This window comes from Achromobacter sp. ACM04, from assembly GCF_014851465.1.
GTDB classification, from domain to species: domain Bacteria; phylum Pseudomonadota; class Gammaproteobacteria; order Burkholderiales; family Burkholderiaceae_B; genus Achromobacter; species Achromobacter aegrifaciens.
This window is the reverse complement of the sequence record NZ_JACUZS010000001.1, coordinates 1,459,181-1,479,665: the sequence shown is the minus strand read 5'-3', so window position 1 is coordinate 1,479,665 and position 20,485 is coordinate 1,459,181. Positions and strand designations below refer to the sequence as shown.

At 67.2% G+C, this 20,485-nt stretch carries 26 protein-coding genes; 9 read left to right on the top strand and 17 right to left on the bottom strand.

The window, feature by feature from the left end; genetic code table 11:
* The first annotated feature begins 63 nt into the window (after positions 1-63).
* Complete coding sequence (locus tag IB259_RS06920) at positions 64-738, top strand: HAD family phosphatase (protein ID WP_119449408.1); 675 nt, start codon at positions 64-66, stop codon at positions 736-738.
* 13 nt (positions 739-751) lie between these two features.
* Here the strand turns inward: IB259_RS06920 and IB259_RS06915 are convergent, their stop codons facing one another.
* From IB259_RS06915 to IB259_RS06880, 8 genes are all read right to left on the bottom strand, one after another.
* Positions 752-1,711 (bottom strand): DMT family transporter, encoded by a 960-nt coding sequence (locus IB259_RS06915; RefSeq protein ID WP_054456437.1) that lies wholly within the window; start codon positions 1,709-1,711, stop codon positions 752-754.
* Between the two features lie 82 nt (positions 1,712-1,793).
* Positions 1,794-2,618: an AraC family transcriptional regulator gene (locus tag IB259_RS06910; protein WP_054456500.1), complete on the bottom strand. Its 825-nt coding sequence runs from the start codon at positions 2,616-2,618 to the stop codon at positions 1,794-1,796.
* 96 nt (positions 2,619-2,714) lie between these two features.
* Complete coding sequence (locus IB259_RS06905; protein ID WP_192328140.1) at positions 2,715-3,992, bottom strand: RNA polymerase sigma factor; 1,278 nt, start codon at positions 3,990-3,992, stop codon at positions 2,715-2,717.
* Positions 3,989-4,396: a VOC family protein gene (locus IB259_RS06900; protein ID WP_125471701.1), complete on the bottom strand. Its 408-nt coding sequence runs from the start codon at positions 4,394-4,396 to the stop codon at positions 3,989-3,991. The genes IB259_RS06905 and IB259_RS06900 overlap by 4 nt, the downstream gene beginning before the upstream one ends.
* A gap of 18 nt (positions 4,397-4,414) precedes the next feature.
* Complete coding sequence (locus IB259_RS06895; RefSeq protein WP_192328933.1) at positions 4,415-4,552, bottom strand: hypothetical protein; 138 nt, start codon at positions 4,550-4,552, stop codon at positions 4,415-4,417.
* Positions 4,542-4,952, bottom strand: coding sequence for a YciI family protein (locus IB259_RS06890; RefSeq protein ID WP_054456440.1), 411 nt, complete (start codon positions 4,950-4,952; stop codon positions 4,542-4,544). The genes IB259_RS06895 and IB259_RS06890 overlap by 11 nt, the downstream gene beginning before the upstream one ends.
* Before the next feature lie 419 nt (positions 4,953-5,371).
* A complete protein-coding gene (locus IB259_RS06885; RefSeq protein WP_119449411.1) occupies positions 5,372-5,725 on the bottom strand; it encodes a YciI family protein in 354 nt (117 codons plus the stop codon).
* 117 nt (positions 5,726-5,842) lie between these two features.
* On the bottom strand, positions 5,843-6,271 hold the full coding sequence (locus IB259_RS06880; RefSeq protein ID WP_054456442.1) for an SgcJ/EcaC family oxidoreductase: 429 nt from the start codon (positions 6,269-6,271) through the stop codon (positions 5,843-5,845).
* Between the two features lie 159 nt (positions 6,272-6,430).
* Here IB259_RS06880 and IB259_RS06875 point away from each other — a divergent pair, with 159 nt between their 5' ends.
* The gene (locus IB259_RS06875; RefSeq protein ID WP_192328137.1) at positions 6,431-8,167 is read left to right on the top strand and encodes a SulP family inorganic anion transporter; all 1,737 of its coding nucleotides are present in this window, start codon (positions 6,431-6,433) and stop codon (positions 8,165-8,167) included.
* Between the two features lie 17 nt (positions 8,168-8,184).
* On the opposite strand, the gene IB259_RS06870 is transcribed toward IB259_RS06875, so the two are convergent.
* Positions 8,185-8,817, bottom strand: coding sequence for a LysE family translocator (locus IB259_RS06870; protein WP_082401164.1), 633 nt, complete (start codon positions 8,815-8,817; stop codon positions 8,185-8,187).
* A gap of 100 nt (positions 8,818-8,917) precedes the next feature.
* Between IB259_RS06870 and IB259_RS06865 the strand changes: the two genes are divergently transcribed.
* Positions 8,918-9,370 carry an Lrp/AsnC family transcriptional regulator gene (locus IB259_RS06865; RefSeq protein ID WP_054456444.1) on the top strand — a complete coding sequence of 151 codons (453 nt, stop codon included), beginning with the start codon at positions 8,918-8,920 and terminating at the stop codon, positions 9,368-9,370.
* A gap of 48 nt (positions 9,371-9,418) precedes the next feature.
* Here IB259_RS06865 and IB259_RS06860 read toward each other — a convergent pair whose 3' ends face one another.
* From IB259_RS06860 to IB259_RS06850, 3 genes are all read right to left on the bottom strand, one after another.
* Positions 9,419-10,384 (bottom strand): OmpA family protein, encoded by a 966-nt coding sequence (locus tag IB259_RS06860; protein WP_192328134.1) that lies wholly within the window; start codon positions 10,382-10,384, stop codon positions 9,419-9,421.
* A complete protein-coding gene (locus IB259_RS06855; protein ID WP_119449415.1) occupies positions 10,381-11,271 on the bottom strand; it encodes a motility protein A in 891 nt (296 codons plus the stop codon). The genes IB259_RS06860 and IB259_RS06855 overlap by 4 nt, the downstream gene beginning before the upstream one ends.
* A gap of 251 nt (positions 11,272-11,522) precedes the next feature.
* Complete coding sequence (locus tag IB259_RS06850) at positions 11,523-12,095, bottom strand: GNAT family N-acetyltransferase (protein ID WP_192328131.1); 573 nt, start codon at positions 12,093-12,095, stop codon at positions 11,523-11,525.
* A gap of 102 nt (positions 12,096-12,197) precedes the next feature.
* Here IB259_RS06850 and IB259_RS06845 point away from each other — a divergent pair, with 102 nt between their 5' ends.
* Positions 12,198-13,919 carry an NYN domain-containing protein gene (locus IB259_RS06845; protein WP_192328128.1) on the top strand — a complete coding sequence of 574 codons (1,722 nt, stop codon included), beginning with the start codon at positions 12,198-12,200 and terminating at the stop codon, positions 13,917-13,919.
* Positions 13,920-13,945: 26 nt separating this feature from the next.
* On the opposite strand, the gene IB259_RS06840 is transcribed toward IB259_RS06845, so the two are convergent.
* Positions 13,946-14,740, bottom strand: coding sequence for a helix-turn-helix domain-containing protein (locus tag IB259_RS06840; protein WP_054456448.1), 795 nt, complete (start codon positions 14,738-14,740; stop codon positions 13,946-13,948).
* Between the two features lie 97 nt (positions 14,741-14,837).
* Here IB259_RS06840 and IB259_RS06835 point away from each other — a divergent pair, with 97 nt between their 5' ends.
* The 3 genes from IB259_RS06835 to IB259_RS06825 all read left to right on the top strand — a co-directional run bounded on the left by IB259_RS06835 (position 14,838) and on the right by IB259_RS06825 (position 16,021).
* Positions 14,838-15,104, top strand: coding sequence for a hypothetical protein (locus IB259_RS06835; RefSeq protein ID WP_192328125.1), 267 nt, complete (start codon positions 14,838-14,840; stop codon positions 15,102-15,104).
* Positions 15,105-15,207: 103 nt separating this feature from the next.
* Positions 15,208-15,714, top strand: a complete 507-nt coding sequence (locus IB259_RS06830) for a DUF523 domain-containing protein (RefSeq protein ID WP_054456450.1) — start codon at positions 15,208-15,210, stop codon at positions 15,712-15,714.
* Positions 15,704-16,021, top strand: coding sequence for a hypothetical protein (locus IB259_RS06825; RefSeq protein WP_119449420.1), 318 nt, complete (start codon positions 15,704-15,706; stop codon positions 16,019-16,021). The genes IB259_RS06830 and IB259_RS06825 overlap by 11 nt, the downstream gene beginning before the upstream one ends.
* A gap of 28 nt (positions 16,022-16,049) precedes the next feature.
* Here IB259_RS06825 and IB259_RS06820 read toward each other — a convergent pair whose 3' ends face one another.
* The 3 genes from IB259_RS06820 to IB259_RS06810 all read right to left on the bottom strand — a co-directional run bounded on the left by IB259_RS06820 (position 16,050) and on the right by IB259_RS06810 (position 18,308).
* Positions 16,050-17,021 (bottom strand): tripartite tricarboxylate transporter substrate binding protein, encoded by a 972-nt coding sequence (locus tag IB259_RS06820; RefSeq protein WP_192328121.1) that lies wholly within the window; start codon positions 17,019-17,021, stop codon positions 16,050-16,052.
* A gap of 129 nt (positions 17,022-17,150) precedes the next feature.
* A complete protein-coding gene (locus tag IB259_RS06815; RefSeq protein WP_088157190.1) occupies positions 17,151-17,729 on the bottom strand; it encodes a hypothetical protein in 579 nt (192 codons plus the stop codon).
* Positions 17,730-17,849: 120 nt separating this feature from the next.
* A complete protein-coding gene (locus IB259_RS06810; protein WP_054456454.1) occupies positions 17,850-18,308 on the bottom strand; it encodes a hypothetical protein in 459 nt (152 codons plus the stop codon).
* A 152-nt stretch (positions 18,309-18,460) separates the two neighbouring features.
* Between IB259_RS06810 and IB259_RS06805 the strand changes: the two genes are divergently transcribed.
* Complete coding sequence (locus IB259_RS06805) at positions 18,461-19,006, top strand: TetR/AcrR family transcriptional regulator (protein ID WP_225596824.1); 546 nt, start codon at positions 18,461-18,463, stop codon at positions 19,004-19,006.
* 70 nt (positions 19,007-19,076) lie between these two features.
* Here the strand turns inward: IB259_RS06805 and IB259_RS06800 are convergent, their stop codons facing one another.
* Positions 19,077-19,472, bottom strand: coding sequence for a hypothetical protein (locus IB259_RS06800; protein ID WP_054456456.1), 396 nt, complete (start codon positions 19,470-19,472; stop codon positions 19,077-19,079).
* 112 nt (positions 19,473-19,584) lie between these two features.
* On the opposite strand from IB259_RS06800, the gene IB259_RS06795 reads away from it, so the two are divergent.
* Entirely contained in the window at positions 19,585-20,481 is an 897-nt protein-coding gene (locus IB259_RS06795) for a LysR family transcriptional regulator (protein WP_192328118.1), read from the top strand.
* Positions 20,482-20,485 lie beyond the last annotated feature (4 nt).

Here is a 20,485-nt window from a genome sequence, read left to right as displayed (position 1 = left end):
GGATCGCGCGGTGGTGTCACGAGCCAGGCATATCATGGGAACTTGTCCTGAAATGGAGCCACCATGCACACGCCTCCCCCCAGCCTGGTCATCTTCGACTGCGACGGCGTCCTGATCGATAGCGAAATCATCGCGGCGCGCGCCCAATCGCGGGCGCTGGCCGCGCATGGCATTGCCATCACGCCCGAGGACGCCGCGCGCCGCTTCGCAGGCATCCCCGATGCGGACATGTGGCAGACCTTGCAACAGGAAAACGCCCGCAGTCTGCCCGAAGGATTTGCGCGCGAATACGCGGACGGGCTGGAAGCCATCTTCCGCCAGGAGTTGCGCGCGTTGCCGGGCGCGCTGGAGACGGTTCGCATGCTGCGCGAGCGCGGCCTGCAGGTCTGCGTGGCCTCCAGCAGCACGCCGCCCAAGCTGGAGGCGGCCTTGAAGCTGGTTGGCCTGTGGGATCAGTTCGCGCCCAATGTGTTCAGCACCGCGCAGGTGGCGCACGGCAAGCCGGCGCCGGACGTGTTTCTCTTTGCCGCCCGGCAGATGCGAGCCGCAATCCTGGATTGCGTGGTGGTGGAAGACAGCGTGCCCGGCGTGCGTGCCGCTCGCGCCGCGCGCATGCGCGCCATCGGCTACGTGGGCGCTTCGCATAACGGGCCGGACCAGCGCCAGCGCTTGCTGGACGAAGGCGCATCGGACGTCATCGACGATTTGCGGCGCTTGCCGGAGTTGCTGCTGGACTAGGACGCGCGCGCGCCTATGCCGCGGCAGGCAAGGGCTCCGGCTTGACCCGCACCGCGCGCAGCACGCCCACCATCAGGCAGGCGATGCCGATCAGCGTCAGCGGCTGGGGCATCTGCCCGCGCAGGATGTAGGCATAGGCCAGGGCCGCCAGCGTTTCGAACACGATCAATTGCCCCGCCAGCGCGGTGGGCAGGCGTTGGCTGGCTTCGTTCCAGCACAAGGTGCCCAGCCAGGACGCGAACAGGCCGATGATGGCCATCAAGGCCAGGAAGACCTCGGGCCTGGGACCAGCCGGCATGGGAAAGTCGCTGCCGGCCGCGGCCATGCCGGCCCACAGCACAAGATAGCCCGCCAGCGCCAGCGGCAATGTCGCCACGCCCTGGGCCGTGGCCCAGGTGCGCGGGCTGCGGTCGGGATGGGCGCGGAGCCAGTCCGCGTTACGCAGCGGATACCAGGTCCAGCACGCCACTGCGCCCAGCGCCAGCAGCGCGCCGATGGCGTAGCGCGACATGTCGGCGTCGGCATCCTGGCGCAAGGCTTGCAATTCCACCTGATTGACGCAGGCGATGCCCAACGCGATCAGCGCCAGCGCGGGCGCCAGCCGCTTCCAGGGCAGCCGGCCGTCGCGCCGAGCGTTGCGCAGGTTGGCGCTGATGGCGATGACCACGGGGAGCGTACCGATAATCATGGTGGGCAGCGGCCCGCCCGCGCGCTGGATGGCGCTGGCCAGGCACAGGTAGTAGAGCAGGTTGCCGATGGCGGCGAGCTTCAGCGCCTCGATCCAGTCGGCGCGCTGCAACTGGCGCAGACCGCGGCGATCCAGCCAGGCCAGCGGCAGGGCGATCAGGCCGAACGCCAGGTAGCGCGCCACGGATTGCAGCGCGGCAGGGTATTCCGGCAGCAGCAGGGGCCCCACGAACACCAGCCCCCACATCAGGCCGGCGGCCAGGGCATAAAGGGTTCCAGCCCACATACGACGTCGCTCCAGGTCACGAATGGCGGCAGTCTAGCCAGCGGGCGGGAGGCGCGTCTTGTACCAGATTGCGGTGCGGGGCTCAGGCGCGGACTTGCTTTTGGTAGCGCGCGGGCGTGACGCCGTAGCGGCGCGAGAAGGCGCGGGTCAGATGCGCCTGGTCGGTCAGTCCCGAGGCCAGCGCCACCTGGGCAGGCGATTCGCCCGCGGCCAGCCGGCGCTTGGCTTCGAACAGCCGCAGCGCCATCAGCATCTGCTGCGGCGTGGCGTGGTATTGCGCCTGGAAGCTGCGCAGGAAATGAAAAGGGCTGAGGCCGGCCACGGCCGCGAGTTCGTCCAGCGTCAGGCGGCGCGCCAGGTTGGCGCGCAGGTAATCGATGACGGGCGCAAAGCGCGGGGCGCCGGTGTCCGTGGTCGTGCGCGGCACACGCGCGTGGCGGCGAAACTCGCCCAGCAGCGCGTACAAGGCGCTGTCGAACGCCAGCGGTTCGCGCGCCTGCCATAAGGTGTCCAGCAGCGCGGTGACGCGCTGCGCGCCGGCCGCGTCATGGCCGACCGCCGTATCGAACCACCAGCCGCTTTCGCCGGTGACGCGGGCCACCACGTCCGGGTCCAGGTAGACCATGCGGTAGCGCCAGCCGCCCTCGGTTTCGGCGCGGCCGGTATGTAATTCGTCGGGGTTCATCAGCACCACCGAGCCCGAGGGCGCCAGATGCTCCGCCCCCCGGTAGCGGAAGCGCTCGACGCCGGACTCGATCGCGCCCAGCCCGTAGGCTTCGTGGGTATGTGGCTCGAAGGCGTAGCGGACGATGTGCGCGCGGTACAGCTCCACGCCGGGCAGGTGCGCCGCCTGCCGGAACTCGGCGCGGTCGCCGGGATGCTCGAACGCCTGCGGCACGCCCGGCATGACGGGCGCGGCAAGGTCGGAGAGGGCATGGTCGGCGGGGCGCATGATTGGATTTAAGCATGCCGGCACGCGCCGCAGCGCCCCTGGGCCGCGCGCTCAGGAACCGGACATGTCGCGCGCCCGCGCCAGCAGTAGTTCGCGTTCGCGCGCATTGCGCGTCATGCCGGCCGCGCGTTCGAACTCGGCGCGGGCCTCAGACTTGCGCCCCAGCTTGGCCAGCAGGTCCGCGCGCACGCTGGGTAGCCAGTGGTAGTTGGCCAGCGCCGGTTCCTGTGCCAAATGGTCGGCCAGGTCCAGCCCGGCCTGGGGGCCGAATGCCATGCCGACGGCGACGGCGCGGTTCAGCTCCACGACTGGCGAGGGCGCGGCCTGGGCCAACGCGTCGTACAGCGCCACGATGCGCGGCCAATCGGTTTCCTCGGGCGTGCGCGCCCGGGCGTGGCAGGCGGCCAGTTCGGCCTGCAAGGCGTAAGGGCCGCGCGGGGCTCCCAGACTGTCCGACAGCGCCAGCGCCGCCAACCCGCGGCGGATCAGCAGGGGGTCCCAGCGGTTGCGGTCCTGCTCCATCAGCAGGACGGGACGGCCCTGCGCGTCGGTGCGGGCATGCAGGCGCGACGCCTGCAATTCCATCAGCGCCGCCAGTCCGTGGACCTCGCTTTCGCCCGGCGCCAGCTGGGCCAGGATGCGGCCCAGACGCAGCGCCTCGTCGCACAGCGCGGGACGCATCCAGTCATCACCGGACGTCGCGGAATAGCCCTCATTGAAAATCAGGTAGATCACTTCCAGTACCGACGCCAGGCGCGGCGCGCGCTCCTCGGCCCGGGGGACTTCAAACGGCACGTTGGCCGCGGACAGGCTGCGCTTGGCGCGCACGATGCGCTGCGCGATGGTGGATTCCGAGGCCAGGAAAGCGCGCGCGATCTCGGCGGTGGTCAGCCCGCCCAAAAGGCGCAGGGTGAGCGCCACGCGCGCCTCGGTGGACAACAGCGGATGGCAGGCGGTGAACACCAGCCGCAGCAGGTCGTCGCCGATGTCGTCCTGGCGCGCGGCGTCCAGCGCGTCGACGAAATCGGGCTCGACGTCGGCCTGCAGGGCTTCCAGCTCGTGTCCGATCTGCTCGTGCTTGCGCGTATGCAGCGCGTCCAGCCGCAGGCGGTCGCGCGCGCGATTCTTGGCGGTAGTCATCAGCCACGCTCCCGGGTTGTCCGGCACGCCAGTTTCGGGCCAGCGTTCCAGGGCGGCGACCAAGGCATCCTGCGCCAGCTCTTCAGCCAGTCCGACGTCGCGCACCAGGCGCGCGACGCCGGCGATGACGCTGGCGGCTTCGATCCGCCAGACCGCCTCGATGGCGCGATGCACGGTCTCCCGCGTCATGCGCTGGGCACTTCGCCGGGGGCCATGTACACCAGCTCCCAGACGTGGCCGTCCAGATCCTCGAAGCCATGCGCGTACATGAAACCGTGGTCCTGGGGCTGGCGCGGAGCGGTGCCGCCGGCGGCGAGGGCGCGCTTCACCTGCTCGTCCACTTCGGCGCGGCTGTCGCAGGACAGCGCGATCAGCACCTCGGTGGTCTTGGTGGCATCGGCTACCGGCTTGCCGGTGAAGGTCTGGAAAAAGTCCTTCACCAGCAGCATGACGTAGATGCTGTCGCTCACGACCATGCAGGCGCCCTGGTCGTTGGTGAACTGCGGATTGAAGCTGAAGCCCAGGCTCTTGAAGAAAGCCTGCGATTTCTGCATGTCAGCGATGGGGAGATTGACGAAGATCTGGTTGTGCATGATGTTCCCGCTTCCTTTTTAGTGTGTGTCCTGGCGCTTTTCTGCCAGGGTCTTGAGGTTGGCCAGCCCGTCTTCGAAATCCTTCCCGACCATGCTGTCCATGTTGCAAAAGAGATGCACCGGTTTGGCGGCGTGGTTCAGCCGCTCATTGGCCATTGCCGGATATCCGCCGGTAGCGTTCGACTCCCTCGCTGGGGCCGAATTCGTCCAGTTCGAAGACCTGCCGCACTTCGACGGCGCAGGACTGGCCGGGGAAGGGCTGGGGAAAGCGCAGCGCCCATTGCATGGCCTCCTCGCGCGAGCGGACCTGGATCATGGTGTAGCCGGCGATCAACTCCTTGGTCTCGGCGAACGGGCCGTCGACCACCGTGCGCTGGTCCTTGTCGTACTGCACCCGCCAGCCCTTGGAAGAGGGGTGCAAGCCATTGGCGTCCAGCAGCACGCCGGCCTTGGCCAGCGCCTCGTGATAGGTCGCCATGGCGGCCAGCAGGCTTTCCTGGGGCATCACGCCGGCTTCGCTGTCCGGCGTGGCGCGGACGATGATCATGTATCGCATTCCTGGGACTCCTCGATTCTGACTACAAGGCCCGAGGGGGGCTTGTACTGGCACGACGAACGGCAAGACGCGGAATCGACAGAAAAATGATGAACCTAGGGTAACTACCAGGAAAGCGGGCGGACCGGCCTGATCCTGCACACCGTTACAAAGGCACAGCCCTGGTTGCAGCGCGCCTCCATACACTCGCAGCGTCCACAACTTTGAACACCAATATGAAAATCCTGTGCAGTCTTGCCTTGCTGGCTTCCTTGCTGACGGGCTGTGCCGTCTATACCCCCAGTGGCGCGGTCATCGTCGATCCTCATGACGGCGGCGGCCGTGGCGGTTTCTGTCCGCCGGGCCAGGCCAAGAAAGGAAACTGTTGAATCTTGCGGCTGGCGCGCGCGCCAGCCGCAGGTCCAGCATGGGCCGCGTGCCTACATGAAGCAGGGACCCAGTTCGCGGACCTCAACCGTGGCCCACTGGGCGGCCGGACACTCGGCCGCCAGCGCCAGCGCCTCTTCCCGGGTATCGCAGTTCAGCAGGAAGAAGCCGCCTATCATTTCCTTGGCCTCGGCATAGGGGCCGTCCACCAGGGAACGTTCGCCGTCGCGGATCCGCAGGCGCACGGCTTCCGATTCGGACTTCAGGGATTCCGCGCGCGCCAACAGGCCGCGCGAACTCAGGTCTTCCGCATAGCGCAGCATCTGCGCGTAGGCTTCGCGGCCCTCTTCGGGCGTGCGCTGGGCGCGCTGGCCCACCGGTTCGACGATGAAAAGCAGATAGGACATGGGATCTTCCAGTTCGGACTGCCGATAAGGTTCGCCAGATTACCGCTATTTGTTGCGCCGGTGCCATCCTGCAATACGTCGCCCGGCGTTCTTTGTAAGCAGAGGTAGGCGGCGGACTCAGCTACCGTCCCGCAACACTGCCACTCCCGTCCGGGGATTCACCAGCGTGACGTTCTCCAGCGCCTGGATACGCCAGGCGCCGGCCTGCCGCGTCAGCACGGCAAGAATCATGGTGTCGACGGCATGGGCGCCCGCTGGATGCGCCGCGCCGGCCGCCAGACGACTCCAGAAGTGCACGATCGCTGCGTCGGCGCCGACCGGCGTCACGTCAACGAGTTCGTTCGCCAGCGTGGAATCGCTGTAGATGCTGGCGTGGATGGGAGCATGCATCTTGACGATTTCCTCGACGCCGCGCACATAGTGGCCGAACCGGTTCACGAACGTCGCGTCCTCATGGAACAGCGCGCCCAGCGCCTGCATGTCGTGGTCGTTCCAGGCGGCCTGGAACGCGCCTGGGATGTCTTCGGGATTGTGCATCTGCGTCATGTGGATTCTTGCCCGTGTCTGTATAAGGAAAGGCGTCGCGCCATGCGCCGTCATGGCTACCCGCAAGCATGAATAATGCGTCAGACTACGGAATCGGCGCTACCGGATTTGCAGCCTGACATGCTCTGCCGGCACGCCCGTCCACACTGCGAAGGTCCCATGGCATCCCATACTTCCGCCTCCAAGGATGTGACCGCCGCCGGCTGGCTGCGCTGGCTGCCCGGACTGGCGGTGCTCCGGTCATACCAGGCCGCCTGGCTGCCCAAGGACGTGGCCGCCGGCCTGGTGCTGACGACCATGCTGGTGCCGGTCGGCATTGCCTATGCCGAAGCGTCCGGCGTCCCGGGCGTTTATGGCCTTTATGCCACCATCATTCCACTATTGGCCTATGCGCTGTTCGGCCCCAGCCGGATCCTGGTGCTGGGACCGGACTCCGCTTTGGCAGCGCCCATCCTGGCGGTGGTGCTCAGCGTTTCCGAAGGCGATCCGATGCGCGCGGTGGCCGCGGCCAGCCTGATGGCGCTGGTCGCCGGGCTGTTCTGCATCGTGATGGGATTGCTGCGGCTGGGTTTCATCACCGAGCTGCTGTCCAAGCCGATCCGCTATGGCTACATGAACGGCATTGCGCTGACGGTGCTGGTCAGCCAGTTGCCCAAGCTGTTTGCCATCTCCATCGAAGACGCCGGTCCGCTGCGCGAACTGGTGCAGCTGGGCCAGGCCGTTTACCAGGGGCAGACCAACTGGTACAGCTTCGGGGTAGGGGCGGCGACTTTGGCGGTGATCCTGCTGCTCAAACGCTACGAGCGCGTGCCGGGCATCCTGATCGCGGTGATCCTGGCGACGCTGGCCGTCAGCCTGTTCCACCTGGACTCGCAGGGCGTGAAAGTGCTGGGCGAAATCCCGCAGGGGCTGCCCAAGTTCGTCTTGCCCTGGCTCAGCAACGCGGACCTGGTCAAGATCGCGCTGGGCGGCTGCGCGGTGGCGCTGATCGCCTTCGCCGACACCAGCGTGCTGTCGCGCACCTATGCCGCGCGTACCAACACGCGGGTCGATCCGAACCAGGAAATGGTGGGCCTGGGCGTGGCCAACCTGGCGGCCGGCTTCTTCCAGGGCTTTCCGATCAGCAGCAGCGCTTCGCGCACGCCGGTGGCCGAGGCCGCTGGCTCGCGCACGCAATTGACTGGCGTGGTGGGGGCGATAGCGGTGGCGGTGCTGCTGGTGGCGGCGCCCAATCTCCTGCGCTATCTGCCGAACAGCGCGCTGGCCGCGGTGGTGATCGCGGCGGCCATCGGCCTCTTTGAATTCAAGGACCTGCGCCGCATCTACCGTATCCAGCAATGGGAGTTCTGGCTGTCGATGGCGTGCTTTGCCGGCGTGGCCGTGTTCGGCGCCATTCCCGGCATCTGCCTGGCCGTGCTGATCGCCGTGATCGAATTCCTGTGGGACGGCTGGCGTCCGCACTTCGCCGTGCTGGGCCGCGTGCCCAACCTGCGCGGCTACCACGACCTGAAACGCTATCCGAATGCTGCACTGATCGACGGCCTGGTGCTGTTCCGCTGGGACGCGCCGCTGTTCTTCGCCAATGCCGAACTCTTCCAGCAACGCCTGATGGAAGCCGTGGAGGCCTCGCCCACGCCGGTGCGCCGGGTGGTGGTGGCTGCCGAGCCGGTCACCAGTGTGGACGTCACGTCGGCGGACATGTTGCGCGAACTCAGCCGCAGCCTGGCCCAGCGGGGCGCGGCGCTGCATTTCGCGGAAATGAAGGACCCCGTGCGCGACAAACTCAAGCGCTTCGAACTGACCGAGGTTTTTGGCGACGACCGCTTCCATCCCACGGTGGGCAGCGCGGTGGACAGTTACCTGGAGAGCGGGGGCGGCGGGCATCCTGGAGATTGAGGCCCGCCTCGCCTGGGTCAGGCCATCAACACGGCGACCTGTTCGCCGAACAGGATCAGCGCAATGACGATCATGGCCAGGCCCGAGAACTGGCTGACCCTGCGCGCGGCCACCGGGCGCGATTGCAGCACCGCCTTCGACCCCAGGCCCACCAGGGTGTAGATGACGGCGCAATTGAGGATCTGCAGGATTCCCAACGCCGTGATCTGCGTGGAAATCGGCCAGGCGCCGTCGCGGCTGGTGAATTGCGGCAGCAAGGCCAGGAACAGCAGGATGGCCTTGGGGTTCACGCCGCTGACGGCGAAACCTCTTGCGGCCCAGCCCAGCCAATGGCCCGCGGCCCGCGCGTCACCCGCTATGGGCTCCGACGGATGCGCCAGCACGTTGGCCCCCAGCCAGAGCAGATACGCCGCGCCGACCAGCGTCAGCACGGTGAGGATGGCGGGTTCGCTCGCAACCAGCGCCCCTATGCCCGCCGCGACCACCATGGTGATCATCAGATAGCCGGTCAACATGCCCGCGACGGCGGGAAGGACGGCCTTGTCCCGTAAGCCGGCGGATATGGCATACGCCCAATCCGCGCCCGGGACGACAACCAAAGAAAGCGAAACAAGCCAAAACGCCACCAGATTGCCGGTTTCCAACTGCATACCCCAAATGAATCTCAGCCGGGGAATGTTATCGGCGAAGCGAGGGGAAGTGCTCCTGCCATCTACCGGAAGAAGCGCAGTTTTGGGTAGAATCTTCCCCATGGATGACTTGGATAGAAAAATTCTTGCGCAGCTACAGGAAGACGGCCGCATTTCCATCACGGACCTGGCGGAACGGGTTGGCCTGAGCCTGTCTCCGTGCCACCGGCGGCTGCGGGCGCTGGAAGAGGCGGGCGTCATCAGCGGCTACGGCGCAAACATCAACCTGGCCGCGGTCGGGCTGAATTTTTCGGCCATCGTCTTCGTCACCATGCGCGAAGGCAGCAGCGACCGGGTGTCGGCGTTCGAGGCCGCCCTGGCCGATATTCCCGAGGTGGTGCAGGCGCAGCGGCTGTTCGGCGACCCGGACTACATGCTGCACGTCGTCACCCAGGACCTGCCCGCGTTCCAGGCGCTCTATGACCGGGTGTTGTCGGCGCTGCCGAGCGTGCTGCGGTTGCGGTCGACGCTAGTGATGAAGAACGTGCTTAGGAACCGGCCTGTGCCGCTCTGAGGCGGGCGGAGAGCCAGGCCGCGCGGCTGCGCGCGACCTGGGCCCGGATCAGGATTTCGCGGCGGGGGCGGGGGCGGCCGCGGCGGCCCCAGGCGTCGCGCCCTGCGCCGTCTTCTGCGAGGGCGCGATGTCCATGATCAGTTCCACGCGCCGGTTGGCCGCGCGGCCTGCCGGGGTGTCATTGGACTCGATGGGGCGGGTCTCGGCGTAGCCGACGGCGCGCAGGCGCTGGGCCGATACGCCGTCGCGGACCAGCTCGCGCAGCACGCTGGTGGCGCGGCTGCTGGACAGTTCCCAGTTGGACGCGAATTGCCGGGTCTGGATGGGCACGGGGTCGCTGTGGCCCTCGACCGAGACCTGGTATTCGTTCTTGTTGAGGATGGCGGCCAGGCGCTTGATCACGTCCAGGCCGGTGGGGCTGAGGGTGGCCTGGCCGGACGGGAACAGCAGTTCATTGCTGATGCGAAAGCTCACCGACTGCTCGTTGATGATCACGTCCACCGATTTGCCCAGGTCGGCCAGGCCCAGCGATTCCTTGGAGGGCGCGCGCAGCGGCGGGGCGGCGTCGGCGACGACCTCGCCTTCCTGGGCGGGCTGGGCCGTGGCTGCGGCCACGGCGACCGCCGGGGCTTCGGCCTGCGCCCAGCTTGCCGGAATCTGGACCGCGTCGAATTCGGAGTATTCGCCGTCGTAGGCCGGCAGGCCGCCGGCGGCCAGCGTGCCGACCAGCTCCACGGGTTGTTCCGATTGGCCGAATGCGCCGCCGTGCAGCCGCGTGAGCGCCAGCAGCACGACCAGCATGGCCAGCAGCAGGGTGATCAGGTCCAGGTAGCTGAGCAGCCAGTTCTCGGAGTCCTGTTCGACGGTTTCCTCGACGTGCCAGCGGGCATAGCGGTCCTTGCGGTCGCCCTTGCTGGGACGCCAGCCGCTATTGGCCGCCGCTTTCTCGGCGCGTAGCTGGGCCTGGCGGGCCTGCTCGATCCGCTGCGCCAGGGTGGGAGAAATCAGGCTCATTGGCGCGCGGCGGCAGGACGGGCGATGGAGACGGGCTGGGCCGCGCCAGGTTTGGCCGCGGGTTTGATCTGACCTTCCGCCTTGGCTTGCGCGGCCTGGGGCTTCGCGTCCGCGCCGCCGTCGTAGATTTCGTCTTCGACGTGCATGACGAAGGAATTCAGCGTTTCGCGCACCACCGCGGGGCCGCGCTTCTCGCACATCATGGCGATGCCCTGCAGCACCATGTTCATGGATTCGACGCGCCTTGCGGTACGGCGTTCCAGCTTGAGCGCGATGGGCTTGCAGACCAGATTGGCCAGCAGGATGCCGTAGAAGGTGGTCATCAGGCCGATGGCCAGCTGCTGGCCGATCATCTGCATGCTGCCGTCGCCCAGTACCGACATCAGGTTGATCAGGCCCACCAGCGTGCCCAGCATGCCGAAGGCCGGGGCAAAGGTGGCCATGACGCGGAACATCTGGGCCTCGGCCTGTTCGCGGGCGCGCAGCCGCGCTACGCGCCATTGCAGCAGTTCGATGATCTGGTCTTCGGGCGTGTTGTCGATGATCAGCTGCACGCCGGTGCGCAGGAAGGGGTTGCTGACCTTCTTGAGTTCCTGCTCGACCTTGCGGACGTCGGTGTTCATCCACAGCTGGGCCATGGACACCAGTTCCTCGATGTCCCGCTGCTGGTCGTGCTGGTCGTTGCGAAAGACGGTGCGCACCAGCTTGAAGACGCGCAGCACTTCCGACAGCGGGTAGGCGATGAACACGGCGGCCGCGGTGCCGCCCAGCACGATGGCCAGTCCCGGCAGGTTGATGTACATGCCGGGGTCGGTGGCGGCCAGGGCCACGACGATAACCAGGGTAAGCAGGCCGACGGCGGCGCCGATGACGGTAGACGGATTCATGGATCTTGCCCGATAAACATAGGCATCCCCGTACGCGGAATGCCGGATTTCGGGGAATTCTAGCCAGGGCAGGTCTGAGTCAATCGACCGGAAAACGGGGCGAAAAGGGCGGTAAGCGGCGGCTTGAAGCGGTCGGCGGGGCGCAGGTTGGTCCGGAAATAAAAGGGTCGGATAAGACGCGGGATCCGCCGGCGCAATACGCGGCCAACCCGCGAGTCCCGCATCGGCTCCTCGTCGATCCCTCGCCTGTCCTAACGACCCTGGCGATCCTGCCGGGCGAACCATTCCTCGCGCGTGATCTCCCAGATTTCCGTGGGCAGCCGTCCGCTGACGTAGCCGCGCTCCTCGGTGGCGACCAGGCGCATGCCGCCTCGCTCCGAAATCCGGCGCGAGGCGGTGTTGGTGGCGGCCTTGGGCGCCCGCAGCAAAGGCTTGCCCAGGACCTCGAACCAGTAGGCGGTGGCGACTTCGCTGGCCTCGGTCATGTAGCCCCGGCCGTGATGGGCGGGGTCCAGCCAGAAACCGCGGTTGTTCCAGGAATCGTCGTCCATCAGGCTGACGATGCCTATCAGGCTGGCGGGCGCCTGACGGGTACGGATGGACCAGTGCCACTCCTTGCCGCGCCGCATCGCAGGGATCGCCACTTGTTCCAGATAGCTGCGCGCCCCGTCGGGCGGGTAGGGCCATGGCACCTGGTCGACCAGGTAGCGCACCACTTCCCACTGCGGGAACAGGCGCTGGATCGCTTCGGCGTCGCCGATTTCCAAGGGCTGCAGGATCAGGCGGTCGGTGGCAAGAGGCGGGAACAAAGGAGCTTCAGGCATGGCTGCTGGGGGCGGGCGCCGCGTACCGGCGGCAGATATGTATATCATGAGCGTCATCTGGCGGCGTCTCGCCCGGCGCCGCGGCAGCATTGGAGCAAAAACATGAATACCCCCAACGAAAACGTCAGCATGGCGCTTTTCTGTGATTTCGAGAACGTGGCGCTGGGCGTACGCGACACCAAGTACCAGAAGTTCGACATCCGGCCGGTGCTGGAACGGCTGCTGCTCAAGGGCAGCATCGTGGTCAAGAAGGCCTATTGCGACTGGGAGCGGTACAAGGAATTCAAGGCCCCCATGCACGAGGCCAATTTCGAACTGATCGAGATCCCGCACGTGCGCCAGTCCGGCAAGAATTCCGCCGACATCCGGCTGGTCGTGGACGCGCTGGACTTTTGCTACACCAAGTCCCACGTCAATACCTTCGTGATCATCAGCGGCGATTCCGATTTTTCGCCCCTGGTGTCCAAGCTGCGCGAGAACAACAAGAAAGTGATCGGCGTGGGCGTGAAGCAGTCCACCTCGGACCTGCTCATCGCCAACTGCGATGAATTCATCTTCTATGACGACCTGGCCCGCGAAGGCCAGCGCGCAGCCGACGCGCGCCGCGACAACCGTGGCGGCGCCGCCGCGGGCCAGCAGCGCCGCACGCCCGACGAGGAACGCCGCCGCAAGGAAGAACTCGAGGCCCGCAAGACCCAGGCCGTGGAAATGGTTGCCGAGACCTTCGAAGCCCTCATGGCCGAACGCGGCGACAGCGGCAAGATCTGGGCGTCCGCCCTGAAGGATGCGCTCAAGCGCCGCCGGCCGGATTTCAACGAGTCCTACTACGGCTTCCGCGCCTTCGGCAACCTGCTGGACGAGGCGCAGTCGCGCGGCCTGCTGGAAGTCGGGCGCGAGGAAAACGCCGGCACCTACGTATACCGCGACAGCGCGGACGGGGCTGCGGCCGCGAATCGCGCCGCAGCCGATGGCGGATCCCGTTCAGCCTCGGCCCGTCAACCGGCAGCGGCCGAGACCGGCGACGCGTCCGCCGGCGCGGCTCAGGAAGAATCCCGTTCCCGCTCCGGCCGCAAATCGCGTGGCGGGCGCAAGTCGGGCGGCGAGGGCAGGGGAGCCAACCAGACTGCCGAGCAGGAAACCGCTGGCGAGAGCGCTGCCGCGCCGTCCGAAGCTTCGTCCGCGGCGTCTTCCGTCCAACCCGCAACCAAGGCGCCGGCCCCGACTGAGGCAGCCGCGCAATCCGCCGCCATAGCGCCGGCGACCGCGCAGGTCGATGCCGCCAGGCAGGCCGACGAACAAGCGGATGCCGCCAAGCTGGACGCCATGCGGGCCGACGCCCTGGCTCGAGCGCAGGAATCGAAACCGGTCCAACCCTCGCGTCTGCCGCCCATGCCCAAGCCCCTGCCGCAAGCGCGCCAGCCGTTGCCGGCGGTGAACATCGCTGAATGGACCTTTGCCCAACCTGCCGCGGAAAGCCGCAGCCAGCCCGCGAGCAAAACGCCTGCCAAGATGTCCGACCCGTTCGAGGGCGGCATGGCCAGGATTGCCGCAAGGGACGAGGCCAAGGCCGTCCAGCCCGTGGCGGACACGCATGCGGCTGCAGAGCCCGCAGCCGACAAGCCCGCATCGAAACGGGCCGCGACCCGCAGCCGTCCCGCTGCCAAGAAGACCGCCGCCAAGACCGCACCCGTGGCGCCGGCCGAGCCAGCGGCTGCGGCGGCATCCGAAGCGCCCGCCAAGCCTGCCCGCAAGAGCGCCGCCAAGACCGCCAGCAAGGCGGCTCCCCGCGCGCGCCGGGCCAGCAAGACGGCCGGGGAATCCTGAAGCCCCGGCTTCAGGGCTGACAGCGCTTAACCGCCCGGGCCGCCGTAGCGACCCGGCGTGGCGCCCAGCTCGCGCTTGAACATGGCAATGAAGGCGCTGACGTTGTCATAGCCCAGCTCCAAGGCCACTGTGGTCACGGCCGCGCCTTCGGCCAGCATTTCCTGCGCCCGCATCAGGCGGGCGCGCTGCCGCCAGGCGCCCAGGGTCAGGCCGGTTTCCGCCAGGTAGCGGCGCGCCAGCGTGCGCGGCGACATGCCGATGGCGGCGGCCCATTCTTCTTGCGTCCGGGTGTCCGAGGGCTGGTTCGACAGCGCCAGCGCCAGCCGCTGCAGACGCGCGTCTCGCGGCAGGAGCAGGGGCTGGCCGGCATGCGGCAGGGTTCTGATTTCATCCCGGATCACCTCGATCAGGCGGCTGCGCGCCGGGTCGATTGCGTCGTCGCTCCAGGACGCGGCGCGGCCCACGGCGGCCAGCAGCAGATCGGAGGCGTGCAGCACGCAAGGACCGGCAGGCAGCCCCGCGCAAGCCGCCGGGCTCAAGTACGCGCTATAGCCGGCATACGGACCATGCGAGTACAGTCCGTGCGGTACGTCGGGGGGTATCCACACCGTCTGGCGGGATGCCACCACCCATTGATGGTCTCCCGCATAGACCGTCAGCAAGCCTTGATAGGCGCCCAATAGCTGCCCCCGCGCATGCTGATGCATGGCGGTATGGCGTAGCGCGCCATCCTGGCTGCGTACGGCGATCAGCCTGGGACCGCCGCGGTCGCGGGCGCGTCCAGGATCGAGCAAGGGAGGGGTGAGAGCAGGCAGTGCCATTGGCAGAAATACCGTATTGAATGGCCAGAACCGCGCAGACTTGCCACGCGGGCCCGTCTATCGTAACTCCTGTCTTGAGCAGCTACAGGAGCACAACATGAAAGCAAGCGATATCCTGCCCGACGGCAGGGATCTGGGGGAGTTCAACGGCGTGGCGGTGCGCAAGGGTACGGTGGGGGCGTTTCTCGCCAACGCCCGCGTCTGCCTCGACCCACAGGCGTCAGCCCAGGCCGTGGCCGATGCGCGTACGGACATCCAGGATGCCTTGCCGGCGCTCAATGCGCTGGGGCTGTTCGACGTGCTGCAGGTACGGGATCCCGCGCTGCGCGCCTGGATGCGCGAAATGGGCGCGGCCGCAAGCTGAGCCCTGGCCACACAGGCGTCCGCGCGCCAAGCCCGGTGCTCTATCATGCATGCTTTGAATAAGGGCCGCGCGCCGTGTTGCGGTTCATCGCCTCGGATTACGCATGCAATACGTTCTGGTCAGTTCCTGTCTGCTGGGCAACCCCGTACGCTACGACGGACGCGGCGCCTCCCATGACCACGCCGTGCTGACGCGCTGGCGGGACGAAGGCCGGGTGGTGGCGGTCTGTCCGGAAATGGCGGGCGGCATGCCGGTTCCGCGTCCGCCCGCCGAGATCGAGCCGGACTCGGACGCCGCCGCCGTGCTGGCCGGCCGCGCTCGCGTCATGGCGGTGTCGGGCGAGGATGTTACCGCGCCCTTCGTGCATGGCGCGCAAGCAGCGCTGGAAGCCGCGCGCAAGCACGGCATCGGCATCGCAGTGCTGAAGGAGGGTAGCCCTTCCTGTGGTAGCGGCTACGTGTACGACGGCCATTTCGCCGGCCGCAAGCAGCCCGGCGTGGGCGTGACGGCCGAACTGCTGGCCCGGGCCGGCCTGCGCGTCTTCAGCGAGAAACAGTGGGATGAGGCCCAGGCCTGTCTGGCCGGCCTGGAGGCGGCCGATGGGCGTTGATGTGGGCGACCTGCTGGTGCTGCTGGGAGTGGCCGGTTGCGCGGTCCTGGCCTGGAAGGCCGCAGTGCGCACCGGCCGCAGCAAGGGCCTCCTGCGCCTGGCCGCCGGCCTCTGCCTGGCCCTGTCCGGCTTCTTTTTCTACGCCTGGTACGCGCAATACCTGAAGTGGGACTTCAACGAGCTGGGCCGTTACTACGATCCGGTCGACCAGGTGGTCTACACGGATTCGGGATTTGTCTGGATCCTGCCCGCCAGCGTCATGCTGGCCGTCGGCCTGCTCTGCGGCTGGCGCGGCTGGCGCCGCTGAGCCGCCAGCCGCTTACTGCCTCACGCGGTCATTCGCTGCGGATGTTGGCCTGCTTCACGATTCGGCCGTTATCGGCGTATTCCTTCTGCACCTGGGCCGTGAACTGCTCCACCGTCCCGGGCGACATGATGTTCAGCGCGTCCGTCAGCGGTTTGCTGATGTCCGGCATGGCGGCGATGCGGTTGATGAGGCCGTTCATGCGCTGGCGGAAATCGGGACTGGTGCTGGCGGGAGCGAAAAACCCGAAAGTGGATGTCATGTTTGCCATGGGATAGCCCAGTTCGGCCAGCGTGGGCGTGCCGGGCCGTCCGGGCAGCCGGGCGGGGGAACCCACCGCCAGCAGCGTGAGCTTGCCTTCGTCGATCAGCGCATTGACCGGACCGGAGGCGTTCACCAGCATCAGCGTAAATTGTCCACCGAGGGCATCGGGCACCATCTGCGCCATGCCCTTGTACGGCACGTGGGTGATGCGCACGTCCGCCTGGCCATTGATCTGCTCCAGCATCAAATGCCCCAGCGACCCCACGCCGGCCGTCGCCAGCGACAGGCCGCCGGGATCGGCCTTGGCCTGGGCCAGCATGTCCTGGAAGGTTTTGCCCGTGAACTTCGGGCCGCCCACCAGATACACCGGCGAATACATCACGGAGGCCACCGGCGCAAGATCCTTCAAGGGGTCGTACAGCGTCTTCATCACATGCGGCGATAGCGTGACGGGGCTGACGGCGGTAAAGGCCAGGGTGTTCTCGTCGTGAGCCCGCGCCACCGTGTTCATGCCAATCATGCCGCCCGCGCCGCCGCGGTTCTCGACCACAACGGGCCGGCCCAGTTCCGCCGCCAGTTTCTGCGCGAACGCGCGCGCCGTGTTGTCGACGATGCCGCCCGCACCATAGGGCACGACGATGGTCATGGCCTTGGCGTCGGCTTGCGCTTGCGCGGCGGCAGAGAACGCGCAGGTTGCGCTGATTGCGCACAGCCCGGCGATCCGCTTGAAATTCAACATGCTTTCCCCTTGTCTATGCCCGACGGCCTGTCCGTCGGGACGCGGCAACGGCCCTGCAAAGAGGCGCGCCGGCATGCAGTGTGTGCAGGCCGGCGCGGCAGGGCAAGCGGGAATACCCGGAATGGCGCTTCAGTGCGCGCGGTAGCCGCGGCTGGTCATGCAGGAATCCAGAGCCCGGTTGTAGGAGTCCACCATGACCTGGGTGGTCCATTGCGTGATGGTGGCCGGGTCGTATCCGCTCTGGTTCATGGCCCAACGCTGGCAGTCCATGGTGGCGCTGGCCTGGGCGCTGTTGACGGGCGCGGTGGACTCGTATTGCACCGGCTCGTACTGAGGCTGGGGCGCGCTGTACACGGGCTGCGCCTCGTACACTGGCGCGTTGTAGACGGGGGCCGCGTAGACCGGCGGGCTGGTGTAGCCCACCCCCGACGAATAGACGCCCGCCTGGGTGTAGGAGGGCCCGGAATCAGCCGCCAACAGCAGGCCTATGGTGGCCAGCGCGAAGGCGCCGCCTATCCACCAACCGTCGGAACTGCTGCTGCCGCCATGGTAATTGTGGTACCCGCCGTGGTATCCGCCACCGTGGTATCCGCCGCCGTGGCCGCCGCCCCAATAACCGCCGCCACGCCCGCCAGCCATGGCAGGCGCGCTTGCCACGGCCAACGCCAGCGCCGCGACGATGGCCATACGGCCAGAAAACCGCTTCATGATCTTGCTCCTGATCCGCCCCGGGGCCCAGCGTGACGCGGGACCCGGACCGATATTGCCACTTTACCGCCTGGCCGCTCCCATAAAGTGTCTCAAGCGCTACGGAGATTTCAACTGATTTCAGCGGGAGGCGGACGGGTCCCGGCGGTCGGGCCAGTTGTTGCAGGAACGCGACTCGCCGGGGCGCAACGTGATCTGCGGCTTATCGTTGAAATACGCGGCGTCGCGGTCCAGCGTCATGTAGGTTTCGTAGCCCGTTTTCTCCACGCACCAGTTCCAGAAGTACACCTGCGCCCCGTGGATCATCATCGATTCGGCGCGCCATTCTTTCAGGGCCCCGAACGCGGCGCTGCCGTCGGACGCGCTGCGGGTTTCATTGCGGAATTGTTCCCGCCCATAGGGAAACGTGCTGCTGATCAACACCACCCGCGCATCGGCCAGGGGCTGGGAATTTTCGTCCAGCACAGTGGCGCGGGCGTCAGGCTGCATGGTCTTGTACACGGGGTAGGGCACGCAGCCCGATAGCAGGCTGGCGAGCGCCAGGGGGGCAATGGTCGGCAAGCACTTTGGGAAGGACATTGCAATGGTTGTATCCGTTGTGGGAACCGTGGGTAAAACCAGTGGCTAAAAGCGCGGAAGGGTAGTATTTTCTCGCGATGATTACGGCACGACCTTCTTCTTTACCGCAAGACAAGCGTCTCACCAAGGGTGAACGCACACGGGCTCAACTTCTGGAGGTCGCGGCAGCGGAATTCGCGGAACGCGGATTCCAGCATACCCGGATCAGCGACATCGTCGCCCGCGCCGGCGTGACCCAACCTGTCTTCTATCAATACTTCGCCGGCAAACAGGCAGCCTACGATGAACTGGTGGGCCTGTTCGCGCAGCGCTTGCGCCAGGCCATCGGCCAGGCGCGCATGCCGGACGGCCTGCAAGACGCCGGATTGGACAGTCGCGTCCGCCTGGGCGTGAGCGGCCTGCTCGCCATTCTGCAAGAGGATCCGAACCTGACGCGCATCGGCTTCTTCCAGGCCGCCGAGGCCGAGGCGCTCAAGAACGAGCTGGCGGCGATGATCGCCGACAACGTGAGGGCCGAGCAAAAGGTGGGACTGCTCCGCGAGGACATTCCGGCCGACTGGTACGCCCAATCCATGATGGGCATCATCGAACGGTTCACGCGGCAGGAGCCGGATGCGGCCAGGCAGCAAGCCCTGGCGGAAGTCGTCACCAGCCTGTTGCTGGACGGGATACGAAAACCGCTCCGACAAGCCTCCTAGCCGGAGGCTTTTTTTTGGCCGGAATCCGGATCCGAATCCGGGCCTGAATTGCATTCGCGCGGTCCGGCGCTCAAGCCCAGGTTTCTTGCAGATACATCCATTGCGGCTGGCCGCCGGGCTGGAGGGCAAACAGCGCTGTCGCCCGGCGCTGGGTCGCGCCCGCGGTCCAGGCGTGGCGTTCACGGTAGCTCAGCAAGACCGAATCCGCGCCGGCGTGCAGCACGGCCAGCTCGTCGATGTCGATCTTCAAGCCGGGGCGGGCGCCGCGCAATCTGCCGAACAAGGCCGGCAAAGCCTCCGCGGGCAGACGCTGACCGTCGGCGGCGATCATGCTGAAGCCGGGCGCAAAATCCTTTAGCAGGGCGGTCAGCTGTGTATCCGGGGCATCGGGCGAGCCTATCCAGCCTTCGATACGGGAATGGACGTCGACAGCCAGGCGCAGGCAATGGGATGAAAGGTCGGACATGGGTGGGATTCCTGGAAAGGGAGCGCCATTCTAGGAGCCAGGTTGTTCCCGAAAAACGACCTATCGATGGATATACTGTTCGTGTTTTTTTGACAATTAATCCAGGCCTTCCATGATCAATCTGAATCGTCTGGCGATGTATGCGGCGGTGGCCGAGGCCGGCTCTTTTACCGCGGCGGCCGATGCGCTGGGCACGACCAAGGCGGTGGTCAGCTTCAACATCAAGCAGTTGGAACAGGAGCTGGGCGTGGCGCTGCTCACGCGCAGCACTCGGCGGCTGGCGCTGACCGAGGCGGGGGAAGGCTTTTACGGCCACTGCGCGCGGCTGCTGCGCGAAGCCGAGGCCGCGGTGGACGAGGCGCGTTCCGGCCAGACGGCGCTGTCGGGCAGCCTGCGGGTGACGGCGTCGGTGGACTACGGCAACCGGGTGGTGGCGCCGGCGCTGGCGGCATTCGCACGCGCGCATCCCGCCTTGCGGGTGGGCTACCGCGCCGGGTCCGCGCATGCGGACCTGATCGCCGAACGGCTGGACCTGGCCATACGGGTGGGGGCGCTGGAGGATTCCAGCTACCGGGCCACGCGCATCGGCCAGTTCAGGCTATGGATCGTGGGCAGTCCGGACCTGTTGGCGCAGCACGGCGCGCCGCGCACGCCGCAGGCGCTGGCGGCGCTGCCCTGGCTGGCCAACCGGCCCGGCCGCAGCGACCGTTGGCGGCTGACGGACAGCAAGGGGCGCGAGCACGAGCTGCGCGTGGCGCCGGTGGCGCAGGCCGATACGGCCTCGGCGCTGATGGCATTTGCCGAGGCCGGATGCGGCGTGGCCGCGCTGCCGGAGTGGCTGCTGGAAGAGCCTTTGGCGCGCGGCACATTGCAACGCCTGCTGCCTTCGTATGCGCTGCCGCGCCTGGAGGTCTACGCCGTGTATCCCGACACCCGCCACGTCAGCGCCAAGGTCCGGCGCTTCATCGATTTCCTGCGGGAGCGGCTGGTGCCGTCCGGCAAGCCTTAGGGGC

Bases quoted from the DNA above. Each gene is read 5' to 3' on its own strand.
- IB259_RS06920 (WP_119449408.1), top strand. From the start codon at position 64: ATGCACACGCCTCCCCCCAGCCTGGTCATCTTCGACTGCGACGGCGTC.
- IB259_RS06915 (WP_054456437.1), bottom strand. From the start codon at position 1,711: ATGTGGGCTGGAACCCTTTATGCCCTGGCCGCCGGCCTGATGTGGGGG.
- IB259_RS06910 (WP_054456500.1), bottom strand. From the start codon at position 2,618: ATGCCGGGCGTGCCGCAGGCGTTCGAGCATCCCGGCGACCGCGCCGAG.
- IB259_RS06905 (WP_192328140.1), bottom strand. From the start codon at position 3,992: ATGACGCGGGAGACCGTGCATCGCGCCATCGAGGCGGTCTGGCGGATC.
- IB259_RS06900 (WP_125471701.1), bottom strand. From the start codon at position 4,396: ATGCACAACCAGATCTTCGTCAATCTCCCCATCGCTGACATGCAGAAA.
- IB259_RS06895 (WP_192328933.1), bottom strand. From the start codon at position 4,552: ATGGCCAATGAGCGGCTGAACCACGCCGCCAAACCGGTGCATCTCTTT.
- IB259_RS06890 (WP_054456440.1), bottom strand. From the start codon at position 4,952: ATGCGATACATGATCATCGTCCGCGCCACGCCGGACAGCGAAGCCGGC.
- IB259_RS06885 (WP_119449411.1), bottom strand. From the start codon at position 5,725: ATGTCCTATCTGCTTTTCATCGTCGAACCGGTGGGCCAGCGCGCCCAG.
- IB259_RS06880 (WP_054456442.1), bottom strand. From the start codon at position 6,271: ATGACGCAGATGCACAATCCCGAAGACATCCCAGGCGCGTTCCAGGCC.
- IB259_RS06875 (WP_192328137.1), top strand. From the start codon at position 6,431: ATGGCATCCCATACTTCCGCCTCCAAGGATGTGACCGCCGCCGGCTGG.
- IB259_RS06870 (WP_082401164.1), bottom strand. From the start codon at position 8,817: ATGCAGTTGGAAACCGGCAATCTGGTGGCGTTTTGGCTTGTTTCGCTT.
- IB259_RS06865 (WP_054456444.1), top strand. From the start codon at position 8,918: ATGGATGACTTGGATAGAAAAATTCTTGCGCAGCTACAGGAAGACGGC.
- IB259_RS06860 (WP_192328134.1), bottom strand. From the start codon at position 10,384: ATGAGCCTGATTTCTCCCACCCTGGCGCAGCGGATCGAGCAGGCCCGC.
- IB259_RS06855 (WP_119449415.1), bottom strand. From the start codon at position 11,271: ATGAATCCGTCTACCGTCATCGGCGCCGCCGTCGGCCTGCTTACCCTG.
- IB259_RS06850 (WP_192328131.1), bottom strand. From the start codon at position 12,095: ATGCCTGAAGCTCCTTTGTTCCCGCCTCTTGCCACCGACCGCCTGATC.
- IB259_RS06845 (WP_192328128.1), top strand. From the start codon at position 12,198: ATGAATACCCCCAACGAAAACGTCAGCATGGCGCTTTTCTGTGATTTC.
- IB259_RS06840 (WP_054456448.1), bottom strand. From the start codon at position 14,740: ATGGCACTGCCTGCTCTCACCCCTCCCTTGCTCGATCCTGGACGCGCC.
- IB259_RS06835 (WP_192328125.1), top strand. From the start codon at position 14,838: ATGAAAGCAAGCGATATCCTGCCCGACGGCAGGGATCTGGGGGAGTTC.
- IB259_RS06830 (WP_054456450.1), top strand. From the start codon at position 15,208: ATGCAATACGTTCTGGTCAGTTCCTGTCTGCTGGGCAACCCCGTACGC.
- IB259_RS06825 (WP_119449420.1), top strand. From the start codon at position 15,704: ATGGGCGTTGATGTGGGCGACCTGCTGGTGCTGCTGGGAGTGGCCGGT.
- IB259_RS06820 (WP_192328121.1), bottom strand. From the start codon at position 17,021: ATGTTGAATTTCAAGCGGATCGCCGGGCTGTGCGCAATCAGCGCAACC.
- IB259_RS06815 (WP_088157190.1), bottom strand. From the start codon at position 17,729: ATGAAGCGGTTTTCTGGCCGTATGGCCATCGTCGCGGCGCTGGCGTTG.
- IB259_RS06810 (WP_054456454.1), bottom strand. From the start codon at position 18,308: ATGTCCTTCCCAAAGTGCTTGCCGACCATTGCCCCCCTGGCGCTCGCC.
- IB259_RS06800 (WP_054456456.1), bottom strand. From the start codon at position 19,472: ATGTCCGACCTTTCATCCCATTGCCTGCGCCTGGCTGTCGACGTCCAT.
- IB259_RS06795 (WP_192328118.1), top strand. From the start codon at position 19,585: ATGATCAATCTGAATCGTCTGGCGATGTATGCGGCGGTGGCCGAGGCC.